The sequence below is a fragment of the Prevotella melaninogenica genome, assembly GCF_018127925.1.
GTDB lineage: Bacteria > Bacteroidota > Bacteroidia > Bacteroidales > Bacteroidaceae > Prevotella > Prevotella melaninogenica_C.
Map to the genome: position 1 here is coordinate 1,001,631 of NZ_CP072347.1, position 15,009 is coordinate 1,016,639.

General features: G+C 39.2%; 9 protein-coding genes. All 9 read left to right on the top strand.

The genetic code is table 11. The features are described 5' to 3' along the window. Nucleotides 1-129: 129 nt before the first annotated feature. On the top strand, nucleotides 130-1,335 hold the full coding sequence (locus J4861_RS03765; protein WP_211815863.1) for an ISL3 family transposase: 1,206 nt from the start codon (nucleotides 130-132) through the stop codon (nucleotides 1,333-1,335). 666 nt (nucleotides 1,336-2,001) lie between these two features. Next, nucleotides 2,002-4,758: a hypothetical protein gene (locus J4861_RS03770; RefSeq protein WP_211815864.1), complete on the top strand. Its 2,757-nt coding sequence runs from the start codon at nucleotides 2,002-2,004 to the stop codon at nucleotides 4,756-4,758. A 196-nt stretch (nucleotides 4,759-4,954) separates the two neighbouring features. After that, entirely contained in the window at nucleotides 4,955-7,537 is a 2,583-nt protein-coding gene (gyrA, locus tag J4861_RS03775; protein ID WP_211815865.1) for a DNA gyrase subunit A, read from the top strand. Between the two features lie 170 nt (nucleotides 7,538-7,707). Continuing rightward, a complete protein-coding gene (locus J4861_RS03780; RefSeq protein WP_211815866.1) occupies nucleotides 7,708-8,970 on the top strand; it encodes a tetratricopeptide repeat protein in 1,263 nt (420 codons plus the stop codon). A gap of 82 nt (nucleotides 8,971-9,052) precedes the next feature. Continuing rightward, a complete protein-coding gene (locus J4861_RS03785) occupies nucleotides 9,053-10,165 on the top strand; it encodes a hypothetical protein (protein WP_211815867.1) in 1,113 nt (370 codons plus the stop codon). After that, nucleotides 10,162-11,367, top strand: a complete 1,206-nt coding sequence (locus J4861_RS03790) for a tetratricopeptide repeat protein (RefSeq protein WP_211815868.1) — start codon at nucleotides 10,162-10,164, stop codon at nucleotides 11,365-11,367. Before J4861_RS03785 ends, J4861_RS03790 begins: the two co-directional genes overlap by 4 nt. A 2-nt stretch (nucleotides 11,368-11,369) precedes the next feature. After that, on the top strand, nucleotides 11,370-12,683 hold the full coding sequence (locus J4861_RS03795) for a DEAD/DEAH box helicase (protein WP_211815869.1): 1,314 nt from the start codon (nucleotides 11,370-11,372) through the stop codon (nucleotides 12,681-12,683). Nucleotides 12,684-12,891: 208 nt separating this feature from the next. Continuing rightward, complete coding sequence (serC, locus tag J4861_RS03800; RefSeq protein WP_013265365.1) at nucleotides 12,892-13,962, top strand: 3-phosphoserine/phosphohydroxythreonine transaminase; 1,071 nt, start codon at nucleotides 12,892-12,894, stop codon at nucleotides 13,960-13,962. Nucleotides 13,963-14,052: 90 nt separating this feature from the next. Beyond that, nucleotides 14,053-14,970 (top strand): NAD(P)-dependent oxidoreductase, encoded by a 918-nt coding sequence (locus tag J4861_RS03805; protein ID WP_211815870.1) that lies wholly within the window; start codon nucleotides 14,053-14,055, stop codon nucleotides 14,968-14,970. The last annotated feature ends 39 nt before the right edge of the window (nucleotides 14,971-15,009 follow it).

The window sequence follows — 15,009 nt, forward strand, 5'->3', positions numbered from 1 at the left end:
CAGATGCGCCTTCCACCGTGAATAGATAGGCTAAAAACTGGTTCTTCCGTTAAATGGATAGATATCTCTGATTAGTTATATATAAAAAGCTGGTATTATGTATCTTTGTAGTGACCAAACTTCAAGAACATGAATACCAGCATAATGCAAAACGCCTTAGGCGTCTCCCAACAAGATTGTCAGAATCTGCGCTACGAAGGTAATAACTTAGTTTTAGAAATCCAAACTCCAAAGGAAAAACTTTGTTGTCCTGTATGTGGAAGTCATAATATTAATCGTAACGGCAGTCATATTCGTCGCTTTGTAAGTGTTCCCATAGGTCTGAGCAAGACCTATCTGGACATGCGTGTACATCGTATTCAATGTCACGACTGCGGCTGTATCAAACAAGAAAACATCGACTTTGCGAAAGGAAAACGTCGGCACACTATAGCTTTTGCAAATATGGTGTTTGACCTGTCTCGCTTTGCAACAATTCAAGATATATCATGGTTCCTACAGGTATCCTGGGATGTAGTACGTAATATACAGATGGAGTTTCTACAGTCAAATTACTCTAACCCAGACCTTTCCATGTTAAGGCGTATTTCCATTGATGAGTTTGCCACTCATAAGGGGCATGTATACAAGACCATAGTTGTAGATTTGGATAATGGTCATATTGTTTATGTCGGTGATGGTAATGGCAAGAATGCTCTTGATGGATTTTGGGAACGGCTCGGCAAAGACAAAGAGCATATACAAGCAGTATGTACAGACCTTTCTGCCGCATATACACGAGCTGTAAGTGAGCATCTTCCCAATGCAGCACTTGTAGTAGACCACTTTCATGTAACCAAGCTTATGAACGAAAAGCTGGACTTGCTAAGGAGACAGTTATGGCATGAGGAAAAGGACATCAACAAGCGTAAAGTAATCAAAGGAACACGTTGGTTGTTACTCAGAAATGGAAATGATATCTTTGATCATGCACACAGAAATAGACTGGAGAACGCACTAAGCCTAAACCGTCCGCTAATGATTGCCTATTATCTCAAAGAAGATCTTAAGGAAATATGGAATCAGTGTAGTAAGCAAAAGGCTAAAGCTGTGTTGGATGAATGGGTAAAGCAAGCTATAGAATCCAAAATACAACCATTAATGAAAATGGCGTCAACTATTAGAGCATACAAGACATACATATTAGCATGGTATGACCATTATATAACAAACGGAACAATAGAAGGAATTAACAACAAAATAAAAGTTTTGAAAAGACAGATATATGGGTTCAGAAATGAAGAATACTTCAAATTAAGACTATATGCACTGCATGATAGGAGTCTACGCATTTAACGGAAGAGCCTAAAAACTTCCTTTTATTTATTGTATAAGACGTTAAGACCTAACTTTTTACAATAGTGAGAGTGAGAACAATACTTCTGTTCTGATTGATAATCAGTAACATAACTTCTTTGTTACTTTCCTCCGATTACAAAATTACAAATTACATATTACATTAAGGACCATCAGACTTTTCGTATGGTGCCGAATAGGTGAAAAATGATAGTTTTATAATGAATAAAATAATAATTTATAATATAAATATTTTTATTATTATATATAATATTTATATTATATATAATAATAAACTTTTGTTCCTTAGCTGCTGGCAGACATACCCCCACGACCTTAATGTAATTTGTAATTTGTAATTTTGTAATTTTGAGAAATGATAATACAACCATAAAGTGTCCGTATACATAAGGGAGGATACTTGCTCAATAAAAGATAACTCATGATATATCAAAAAGTTAGACTTAAAATAACATTTTTTAAAGTAATAGATTCTTGGAATCACAAAGATTTGTTCGTAACTTTACACGTATATAAAAGAAACTTCTACATAGAAATCTACTTACATCTTCCTTGCTTTTTTATCAGATATTCTTTATCTTTGCATGCACCATTTGACATTGGACAATCTTTATCAAAAATAAATCTATTTCTAAAAAGCATCTTATGAGAAACGGACTAATCTTGTTATTGATGTTGTTTTTCTGCTGTAATAGTGGGCAAGCAAAGAACGACAACATTCCTGTACAAGGCAGAGTACTTGATAATATGACAGGGGCAGGAATACCAGGGGCAAAGGTTTACTTGATGACATCAGACAGTGTGGTCATTGATAGTACGATTACCTATCCTACAGAGGCTGAAGAATATGTGGGATTCTACCGCTTTGAACACTTGACAAAAGTTGGGAATTATATCGTGCGTGCAAGTGCTGAGGGGTATGAGGACAGCTATATGCACTGTGTGTGGAGGAGTAAGCGTGAGTTTTTTGTATCTGTAAAGCCTATACGATTGGCAAAGCCGCACGAATTGGCAGAAGTGACCGTAAAGGCTACAAAGGTTAAGATGATTGTTGCGGGCGATACGATTGTTTATAATGCTGATGCTTTCAACCTTGCAGAGGGGAGCATGCTCGATGCGCTAATTAGCAAGTTGCCAGGCGCACGACTGACCAAAGATGGGCAAATATTTGTCAATGGCAAATATATTCAGAGTCTTTTAGTCAACGGACGAGAGTTTTTCAGTGGAAACCCAATGTTGGCATTGGAGAATCTACCTGCCTATACGGTTAATAAAATCAAAGTTTTTAACAAGTCTGGAGCAGCTTCAAAGTTGGCAGGACGTGATATGGGCGACAAGAACTATGTGATGGATGTAAAGCTGAAGAAGGAGTATGCCGTAGGCTATATGGGTAACGTTGAAGCTGGTGCAGGTTCGAACAACAGATATAAGCTACGTGGCTTAGCCATAAAGTTCTCTGACAAAGAACGCATCGGAATATTTGCCAATAGCAACAACCTTAACGACAATCAGCGAGCAGCACTTAATGGTGAGTGGAGCCCACAAGATGTAGGGAGTGGATTGCAGACGACTAAAACGGTTGGTGCTCAATATATGCGCTTTTTAGGAAATGAATTTTCTTGGTTCGACCTTAGTAGTCTTTGGAATCATACAAATACTGACAACGAGTCTCACACGTCTAAACAAATATTCTTGTATGGTGGAGATTCATATCAGCATAGCAGGTATAAGTCGTTAGGAAGCTCTGATAATTGGACAGCGGGTAGCAATTTATGTATCCAAAAAGATAAATATTATACGATTAATAATCTTTCCTTTTCCTATGCCCATAGCCATGGCCTGAACAACAGCAATATCGAAACGTCTGACAATCAATCGTTGCTTAACCGTATGTTGTCGGCAAATAGCCTTGAATCGAGGAATGTTGATTTTAATCTTCAAAATAGAAATGGTATCAGCATTATTGCTGATATGATTAGGTGGAACTTTGGAATCAATTATAATCGTAACACGCAAAAGACCTTTTCTCTACAGGATTTGACCTATCTACAGCATAGTCTTCCACGTGATTATCGTAATCAATATATAAACCGCCTTAATCAAAACCTTAAGTTATCAGCTGGTATCAGTTATAATTGGGCTTTTAGAAATATCAGCTTGCAACCTGAGTATAATTACGCATATTCTTATATAAAAACGGATAATCCACTCTATCGTCTTGATAAGATTTCTGGACGTGATAGTAGTTTGTTCGATAGATTGCCCTCTGCCACAAGCATCTTGGCTACAGTCCTTGATAATGGGAATACTTATCACTTTACTGAGTATCAAAATAGTCATCAATTTAACTTCTGCTATAGAGACTTGTATAGTAAACTCTTGAAGTGTGAGCTAAGTGTCAATCTGCCTGTTCGTATAGCTCATGCCAACCTTTATTATCAACGCATGGGACGACACGATGTGTCTCGACAGAGCATATTCTTCGAACCTAATATATGGTTAAAGGGTAAGTCATGGGGTATTAAAGCTAAGGTGAATTCTGAATTCCCTGACCTCACAACAATGGTTAATTATCGTGATGACAGCAATCCTATGAATATCATATTAGGCAATACACAGCTTCGTAATATTCATTATTATGACATAGAAGGTGGTAAGACATTTGAGGGAAAGAAACATAGTCGCCTTAACATTAATACGGGTTATCATCAGACGGATAATGCTGTGGCTTATAGTCTTGTATTTGATAAACAAACAGGTGTTTCAACCGTTCAGCCCATTAGCGTAAATGGTAACTATCGCATTGATTTAGGAATAGGATATACCCGTCCGCTGGATAAAAAAGAGAAATTAAGTATTGATAATCAAGCATCCTTTAACTATAATCATAACGTTGACATGGCAATGGTACAAGGGACTACACAAAGTCAACGAAGTATTGTAAATAACTGGAAGATAAGTAACGTCTTGAAACTTAATTATCGTCCCGATGATAACTATGAGTTCACACTTCATGGCGGAGGTACATATTATCTTATCAAGAGCCAGCGTGAGGGATTTAGTAATATTCATGCAGGAGATTATAATATAGGTATGAATGCGCAAATAACTTTGCCTTGGAAACTACAATTAACAACCGACCTAACAATGTTTGCTCGCCGTGGTTATCAGCTCTCAGAGATGAATACTACTGACTGGATATGGAATGCACAACTTAGTCGCAGTTTCATTAATAAGAAACTTTTAGTTAAGTTGCAAGGCTTTGATATGCTCTGTCAGCTCTCTAATACTCAATACTTAATGAACGCACAAGGAAGAACGGAAACATGGAATAATAGTATTCCACGATATGTAATGTTGTCCCTGTCATGGCGATTTAATGTAAATCCTAAAAAGAAATAAACACTTCAAAATAATAGGTCTTGATAACATTTTTTCGTTATAAGCCCTTTGTGGTATCAAAAAATGTTCGTATCTTTACACCTTGAAAAAGTGCGAAAACGGCTCAGAAAGGAAATAAAGGCTATTGTGGGCAATTTTAGTCTTTCAAAGAAGAGCTCGTTAAAGTGATAGAAATTTATAACAGAAAAAATATATAATGGACGAAAATCAGACAATTGATCAGGACAGAATTATGAAGATCAACATCGAGGAGGAGATGAAAAGCTCCTACATCGACTACTCAATGTCGGTGATTGTGGCACGTGCCCTCCCTGATGTTCGTGACGGTTTTAAGCCTGTTCACCGCCGTATTCTCTTCGGTATGCGCGGTATTGGTAACTTTAGCAACCAGCCTTACAAGAAGTGTGCCCGCGTTGTTGGTGAGGTACTTGGTAAGTATCATCCACATGGTGACTCTTCTGTCTATGGTGCACTTGTGCGTATGGGACAGGAATGGAATATGCGCTACAAGTTGGTTGACGGACAGGGTAACTTTGGTTCTGTCGATGGTGACTCTGCTGCTGCGATGCGTTATACGGAGTGCCGCCTCTCAAAGATGGGTGAGCACGTTATGGACGATATCGAGAAGGATACGGTTGACATGGTCAACAACTTCGACGATACGCTGCGTGAGCCTGCTGTGATGCCTACAAAGATTCCTAACTTGCTTGTAAATGGTGGTAATGGTATCGCTGTGGGTATGGCAACGAATATCCCTACGCATAACCTTGGAGAAGTTATTGATGGTTGCTGTGCTTATATTGACAATCCAGAGATTTCTAACGATGGTTTGATGGAGTTTATTCCTGCTCCAGACTTCCCAACAGGTGCATATATTTATGGTCTTCAAGGCGTAAAAGATGCCTATGAGACTGGTCGTGGTCGCGTCGTAATGCGTGCCAAAGCTGAGATTGAGAGCGATGAGAACCATGATAAGATTGTTGTGACAGAGATTCCTTACGGAGTTAATAAGCAGCAACTTATTGAATATATTGCTGACCTCGTGAAGGAAGGAAAGTTGGAGGGTATCTCTAACGTTAATGACGAAACGGGCCGTCAAGGTATGCGTATCGTTGTTGATGTGAAGCGTGATGCCAATGCAAACGTCATTCTGAATAAGCTTTTCAAGATGACAGCATTGCAGAGTTCTTTCTCAGTAAACTGTATCGCATTGGTAGCGGGTCGTCCACGTCTGTTGAGCCTTCGTGAGTGCATTAAGTACTTTGTTGAACATCGTCACGATGTCACTATCCGCCGTGCACAATTCGACTTGAAGAAGGCACAGGAGCGCGCACATATCTTGGAGGCATTGATTAAGGCTTGTGACAATATTGATGAGGTTGTACGTATTATTCGCGCCAGCAAGACACCTTCAGATGCCCAAAGAAACCTTGAGAAGCGTTTTGAATTCGATGAGCTTCAATCAAGAGCTATCGTTGATATGCGTTTGTCACAGCTGACTGGTCTTCGTCTTGATCAGTTGCATCAGGAGTTTGAGGAATTGATGCAAACCATCAAGGACTTGCAGGAGATTCTTAATAATCCTGAGCGTTGCAAGGAGGTAATGAAGGAAGAGCTGCAGGAGGTGAAGGAGAAGTATGGCGATGATCGTCGTACAGAGATTATCCCTGACGAGCATGAGTTTAATGCTGAGGACTTCTATCCTAATGACCCAGTTGTTATTACTATCAGCCACCTTGGTTATATCAAGCGCACACCACTTGCAGACTTTAAGGAGCAGGCTCGTGGTGGTGTAGGTTCAAAGGGTGCTCGTACTCGTGAGAAGGACTTCACCGAATATATCTATCCAGCAACAATGCACCAGACAATGTTGTTCTTCACTCGTAAGGGTCGTTGCTACTGGATGAAGTGTTATGACATCCCAGAGGGCGACAAGAACTCAAAGGGCCGTGCTATTCAGAATATGCTCTCACTTGAGCCGGGCGATTCTGTTAATGCGTTCTTGCGTATTCAGGGCTTGGACGATGATGACTTCCTTGATTCTCACTATGTAGTATTTGCAACAAAGCAGGGTATCGTTAAGAAGACCTCTCTCCGTGCTTACTCTCGTCCTCGAACGAATGGTGTGATTGCTATCAATATCAATGAAGGTGATGAGGTAGTAGATGTTCGCTTGACAAATGGTCATAACGAACTTATCATTGCTGACCGCAATGGTCGTGCTTGCCGCTTCGACGAGTCAAATATCCGCACTATGGGCCGTGTTTCTACTGGTGTACGTGGTATGCGATTAGACGATGACGGACAAGACGAGGTTGTTGGTATGATTGTTGTAAATGACCCAGTCAAAGAGACCGTTATGGTTGTGTCAGAGGAGGGCTATGGCAAGCGTTCACAGGTAGAAGACTACCGATTGACCAATCGTGGTGGTAAGGGTGTTAAGACGCTGAATATCACGGATAAGACTGGTAAACTTGTTGCTATTAAGAACGTTACCGATGATAACGACTTGATGATTATCAACAAGAGTGGTATTGTTATTCGTATGTCAGTTGCTGAATGCCGTGTTATGGGTCGTGCAACACAAGGTGTGCGCCTAATAAACCTCGCTAAAAAGAATGATGTCATCGCATCAGTATGTAAGGTGATGAGTTCTGAGATGGAGTCACAGGTGGAGGATGATAGTCGTGAAGACCTTCCAAACACTGATGAGGATATCAAGGGAGATGCATCATCCGCAGCAGATAATACAGAGGTGACACCTGTTGATTTCGAGTAAACGAGTTGACGAGTTAACGAGTTGACAAGTTGACGAGTTGCTTGTTTCAAAGTTCATAGAAACAACGGTAATCATAATTATGAATTATGAATTCTGAATTAAGAATTAACATAGAATTCTGCATTATGAATTAAAATAGATTTATAAACCTTTTAATAAAGATCACTAATATGAAGAAGTTAATGTTCGCAGCATTGATGTTACTCAGTACATCTGCTGCATTCGCTGGTGACAGCGAGCCACTGAAGGCAATCCTTAAGGCACAGAGCTACGCAGAGGCTGCTGAGCTCATTAAGGCTAACCTCGGCCAACTTACAGACAATGCTGAGAAGGCAAAGGCTTACGACAAGCTCTATCAACTTGCTATGAAAAAGGTAAGTGCAGAGCAGGGTGTTCAGCTTGAGAACCAGACTAACCAGCAAATGGGTAAGGAAGGTAACAAAGCTGTTGATGAGAAAGGTCTCTACGAGGCTGTAGGTCAAGCTTTCGATGCTGCTGAGGAGATTGTTAAGTATGACAATATGCCTAACGCAAAGGGTAAGGTTAAGCCTAAGTATACAGGTATTGCTGATGAGCTCTATCCACTCCGTGGTCAGCTTATCAATGGTGGTATCTTCTATCAGGGTGCTAAGGATGATGCAAATGCTTATAAGTATCTTGCTCGTTACGTAGACTCTGCTGATGAGCCAATGTTCTCAAAATTTGATAAGTCTAAGGATGAAAACTTGAATGAGATTGCTTACTTCGCAACTTATTATGCTTATCAGAATAAGGACTATAAAAAAGCTGAGAAATATGCTGAATACGCTGTAAAGAGTAAGGACCGTGGTAAGGATGCTAAGCAGTTGCAGTTGGCTATTATGGGTGCACAGCTTAATAGTCGCCAAGACTCTGTAGCTTATGCAGATAAGCTCGCTGGTATCTATGCTCAAGATCCTGATAATGATGCCGTATTGACAACTTTGACATCTATCTATAGCTCACTTGGTATGCAGGACAAGGCAGAGGAAATCGTAAACGCTGCCCTTGCAAAGAACCCTAACAGCTATGGAGCGTTGGTAATGCTTGGTCAGTTTGCAAGCCAAAAGAAGGAATACGAGAAGGCTGCTGACTACCTTTCTAAGGCATTGGCATTGGTAAAGGATGATAATGCAAAGATTGCTATCAATGCATCTATAGGTCAGTGCTGGTTCTATAAGGCACAGGACCGTGTAGCATCTGTGAAGGGTGTATTGTCACCAGCTGCACGTGCTCAGTTTAACGAAGTTTACAATAAGGCAATTTCATACCTCGAGACAGCTAAGAATCTCGATGTTATGAAAGAGCATAAGAGCTCATGGGCTTACCCACTTTACGGTTGCTACTATTTCGTAAAGGGTGCACAAGCTCCTGAGACATTGGAAGCTGCAGCTATTGCTGGCGTTCAGCAGTAAGTCGACTTTAATATTCCCCTCTTATATGAATTATTAGGTTAAATCATATTAGAGGGGATTTTGTGTTACTAAAATATAGCCGATGAAAAGAGTACTAATACTGATTATTTCTATTTTTACAAGTTGGAATATCGCAGAGGCACAAGAAGCATATCAGCAGGCAGAGTCTTTTAACCGCCTCGCAAAAGAAGCTTTCACCCGTGTTGAGAAACATTCGAATAGGGATTCTGTAGCCATTTTCAATGCTGTTGTTGATGGTGTGGAATATTCATTGAAAAGTGATGAATTTGACAGAATGCCTAATCGAAAGGGGAAAGTTAACCCAAGATTTGAGGAGGAGAACAAGAATCGTCTTGCTGTTCTGCATCCAATGTTGATAGATGCTGGTAAGTATTTTACCAAAGGAAGTTATACGAGAAATGAAGGACTTGATGCCTTACAATTATATCTAAAAGCTCGTAAATCTCCATTGGTAAAGGATAATATCGATGAGTCAGGTGTTGCTGCTTATTACATTGCTTATTATTATTTAAAAGCTCACAACTTAGAGAAAGCTGATAAATATGCTGATATTGCTATGCAATACGATGAAACGGCACAAGCAGCAGCAGAAATTAAAGCTCAGTGTATGCACGGTAAGATGGTGACAGAGGAAGACTCTTTACGTTATCTTTCTGTAATACAACGACTTTATCGTACTGACCCTACTAATGAGACTTATTTCTCATGGATAATGAAGTTCTATCAGAATCCTACACGTAAGTTCAATATTGAAGACTTTATTGATAGAATTCTTGAAGAGAATACAAATTCAGCAGTGCCATGGATTCTTAAAGGTGAAATTGCCATGCATGCTGAACGTTGGGAAGAAGCTATAGACGCTTACAAACAAGCGGATGAAATAGACCCAAGTAGTATTCCTGTTGCCTACAATATCGGTGTATGTCTAAACACTGTTGGTATGGCTGCACGTGAGGCTGTTGCTGAACGAAGAAAGAAAAAGGAAGACGTATCAGATAATGAGTATATGAAATATTTTGCAGAAGCACGTACTTATCTTGAACGTGTGAGAGCAAAAGACCCTCGTAGGAATAGAGTAGATTGGGTAGCTCCTCTCTATTTGGATTATACAATATTGAATGATAAAATAAAGGCTGAAGAACTTGAACCTCTTGTAACAAATTTTAAAAAGTGAAGTCTATAAAATTATTTTTAATATACATCTGCCTGCTCTTTCCGCTTACTGGTGTTGCTCAGAAGAAGCAACTCCAGACTGTGCGTGATCAGATAAAGTCGGGAAAAGAACTCACAAAAGCAGAAAACACACTTCGTGGATTATTGGTTGATTCGGCTTCTAAGAAGAATAATAAAATATGGCTCCTTCTCTGTGATGTATTAACAAAACAATATGAGCAGGGAAATGAAAAATTATATTTGAAACAAAAGTATGACACGGCAGCCCTTTTTACTGTAACAAGGAAGTTGTATGATGTAATGTCACGCTTTGATTCTCTTGATGCTCAACCAGATGCTAAAGGAAGAGTACGTGCTAAATATAGAGCTAAGCATGCAGACTTCCTAAACTCTATTCGTCCTAATCTATTCAATGGAGGTTCATATTTTATCCATAAGAAAGATTATAATACGGCCTTTGATTATTATAGCGATTACTTGCTATCAGCAAATCATCCTCTGTTTGAAGGTTATGACTATATGCAGAAAGATGCTCTTATTCCGCATGCTGCTTATTGGGCTATGTTCTGTGGCTATAAGCTTAGTGATGCTGATAAGATTATGCAGTTTAAAGAGCAGGCAGAGCGTGATACCTCTATGCTAAACTTTGTAAGGCAGTATGAGGCTGAAGCATATTTGATAAAAAAGGATACTGCCATGTATGTAAAGTCTCTACAAGCAGGGTTCGAACAATATCCTAATTTTGCCTACTTCTTCCCACGATTGGTTGAATATTATGCTAAGATTGGAGAACATCAGAAAGCATTAGAAATCACGGAGCGTGCTTTGAAAGCTGATTCCACAAGTCTTTTGTTTCGTTTTGCTAAAAGTACAGCATTGCTGAACCTTGGTAGATACAATGAATGTATTGAGATTTGTAAGCAGCTGATAAAAGATAAAGACACTTATGCTGATGCTTATTATAATATAGGACTTGCATATTTCAATCAGGCGATAGAATTAAATAAAGATAGGCAGAAGTATCGTGCCAACAAGGAAAAGATTATAACATTATATCAGCGCTCTAAACCCTACATGGAGAAATACAGAGAGCTTGCTCCTACCGCTAAGAGTAAATGGTTAGCACCTTTGTATACTATTTACCTTAATTTGAATATGGGTAAGGAATTCGATGAAATTGATAAGTTGAGAAAGGAAAGATAAAGATGAATAATAATATTCTTAATAAACTTGGCATCACGCTCAATGCAATGCAGGAGGCTACGGCTGATGCAGTATTGCATACGGGTAAAGATGTTGTAGTGATGTCACCGACAGGTTCAGGTAAGACTTATGCTTACCTCCTACCATTAATTCAGCGGTTAGATGCTTCGTCAGATGCACTGCAGGCTGTAGTGTTGGTACCTGGACGTGAATTGGCATTGCAGTCAGCTAATGTTCTTAAGGATATGGGTAGTGGCTTACGCTCTATGCCTTTATATGGTGGACGTCCAACAATGGAAGAGCATCGTGTATTGAGAGATGTAAAACCTCAGATAGTCTTTGCTACTCCAGGACGTTTAAACGATCATCTTGATAAGGCTAATATTAATGCAGAAACGATAAAGTGGCTTGTCATTGATGAGTTTGACAAGTGTCTTGAATTTGGTTTTCAAGACGAAATGATGAGTATTCTCTGTAAGTTACCAAATATAGAAAGACGAATCCTACTTTCAGCAACAGAGTCTGAAACTATTCCTAATTTTGTATCAATGGGTAGGACCGTTCATTTGGATTATCGTACAGAAGATGAGAATATTCCTGATCGTATACGTCTCTACACAGTTACAAGTCCCGAAAAGGATAAACTTGAGGTATTGAAGAAACTTCTCCTTTCTTTAGGTGACAAAAGTAGTATTGTATTCTTGAATTATCGTGACTCCGTAGAACGCACAGCTTTATTCTTAAAGGAGAATGGTTTTACAATCAGTTGGTTCCATGGTGGCTTAGACCAGCGTGAACGTGAAGCATCTCTGTATCGTTTCTCAAATGGTTCTGCACCAATACTTGTTAGTACCGACTTAGCTTCACGTGGGTTGGATATACCAGATGTTGACAATATTATTCATTATCATTTCCCTGAAACTGAAGATAGCTATGTGCATAGAGTAGGGCGTACAGCACGTTGGGACAAGGAAGGAAGAACCTTCTTCATTCTTGGTCCAGAAGAACATTTGCCAGAGTATGTTACCAATGAGCATGAAGAATATAAGATACCAGAGACTTTACCAAAACCAGCTCAGCCTCGTATGGCAACAATATATATAGGTAAAGGAAAGAAAGATAAAATCTCAAAAATAGATATTGTAGGCTTTCTTTGTAAGAAAGGCGGATTAAAGTCTTCTGAAATTGGAAAGATTGATGTGAAAGATCGTTTTACTTATGTAGCAGTTTCACGCACAAAGATTAAAGAAATAATTTCATTGACTAAAGGTGAAAAAATAAAGGGTATTCGTACCGTTGTGGAAGAGGTAAGGTGACACATTATACAATGTGTCACCTTTTTCTTTAACATCCCTCTCCACGTGTATAAAACGCATACTATCTTGCAAATAAAAAAAATGATATTTTATTTGGAAGTATAAAAATAAAAGCGTATCTTCGCATCGTAGACCATCAAAACCTATTACATATTTAATACTGATAATAACTACAAAACATAAGTCAAACTTAAACTAAACAATCGAGATGAAAAAGTACAATTTTGGTGCAGGTCCATGTATCCTTCCACGTGAAGTAATCGAAAAGACAGCAAATGCCATTTTAGATTTTAATGGAATTGGTCTCTCAATTGCAGAAATCAGCCATCGTTCAAAGGATTTCCAGCCAGTAATGGACGAAGCTATGGCTTTAGTAAAGGAAGTATTAAATGTCCCAGAGGGCTATTCAGTGCTTTTCTTGGGTGGTGGTGCATCACTTGAGTTCTGCATGATTCCTTTCAACTTCTTGGTAAAGAAGGCTGGTTATTTAAATACTGGTGTTTGGGCAAAGAAGGCCATGAAGGAAGCTAAGTTGTTTGGAGATGTTGTTGAAGTTGCTTCATCTGCAGATGAAAACTATACATATCTTCCAAAGAACTTCGATGTTCCTACAGACTTGGATTATTTGCACATCACAACCAATAACACAATTTATGGTACTGAATATCACAAAGATTTAGATGTACCAGTTCGTTTGATTGGTGATATGTCTTCAGATATCTTTAGCCGTCCAGTTGATGTTTCTAAGTACGACTGCATCTATGGTGGTGCACAGAAGAATCTTTCTATGGCAGGTGTGACATTCATCATTATTAAGGATGAAGTTCTTGGTCGTGTACAACGTGAAATCCCAACAATGTTGGATTATCGTACACATATCAAGAAGGGTTCTATGTTCAATACTCCTCCTGTAGTGCCTATCTATACCGCTTTAGAGAACCTTCGTTGGATTAAAGCGAACGGTGGTGTTGAAGCAATGGAGAAACTTGCTAAGGAGCGTGCTGATATTGTTTACGGTGAAATCGATCGCAATAAGTTGTTCCGTGGTACAGTTAAGTGTGAGGAAGATCGCTCTTACATGAACATCTGCTTCGTTCTCAACGATGAGTATGCAGAATTACAAGATGAGTTCTTTAAGTTCGCTACTGAAAGAGGAATGGTTGGTATCAAGGGGCACCGCGATGTTGGTGGTTTCCGTGCAAGCTGCTACAACGCTATGACAGTTGAAGGCTGCAAGGCTCTTGTTGAAACAATGAAGGAGTTTGAAGCTAAACACTAAATATATAAAGATTAGACTTAGCAGTGGTGTACATGCCACCTGCTGAGTCTAAACGATAACTTTACTATATCTAACCAAAACATTAAGGCTATGAAAGTTTTAATTGCAACTGAAAAACCATTTGCACCATCTGCAGTGCAAGGTATTACAACCGAACTTAAGAATGCAGGACATGAGGTTGTTCTGCTTGAAAAATATACAGAGAAAGCTGAATTGCTTGAAGCAGTAAAAGATGCTGATGCAATGATCGTACGCTCTGACAAAGTTACACCAGAAGTACTTGACGCAGCTAAGCAGTTGAAGATAGTTGTTCGTGCAGGTGCTGGTTATGACTCTATTGATACAGCCTATGCAAAGGAGAAGAATGTTGTTGTAGAAAATACTCCTGGACAGAACTCTAATGCTGTTGCTGAACTTGTATTTGGTTTGTTGGTATATGCCGTACGTAGTTTCTATAATGGCAAGGCTGGTACAGAATTGATGGGCAAGAAACTTGGTATTCTTGCTTTCGGTAATGTTGGTCGTAATGTAGCTCGTATCGCCAAAGGCTTTGGTATGGAAGTGTACGCATACGATGCATTCTGCCCTGCAGAGGCTATTGAAGCAGCGGGTGTTCATGCTTGTAAGATACAAGATGAATTATTCCAGACTTGTGACGTTTTGTCACTCCATATCCCTGCAACTCCACAGACCGTTAAGAGTATTGATTATCGTTTAGTTAACCTTCTCCCAAAGAAGGGTATCCTCATTAATACTGCCCGCAAGGAAGTTATCAATGAGGAGGAACTTCTGAAGTTGATGGCTGAGCGTGAAGACTTGAAGTTTGTGACAGATATTATGCCTGATGCTGATGCTGAATTCAAGAAATTTGAAGGACGTTACTTCTCTACTCCAAAGAAGATGGGTGCACAGACAGCTGAAGCTAATAATAATGCTGGTATTGCTGCAGCAAAGCAGATTAATGCTTTCTTTGCTACAGGTGATACTAAATTCCAAGTAAATAAATAACTTTCTAATACATAAGGGTTGATTGTCTTAATCTACTAA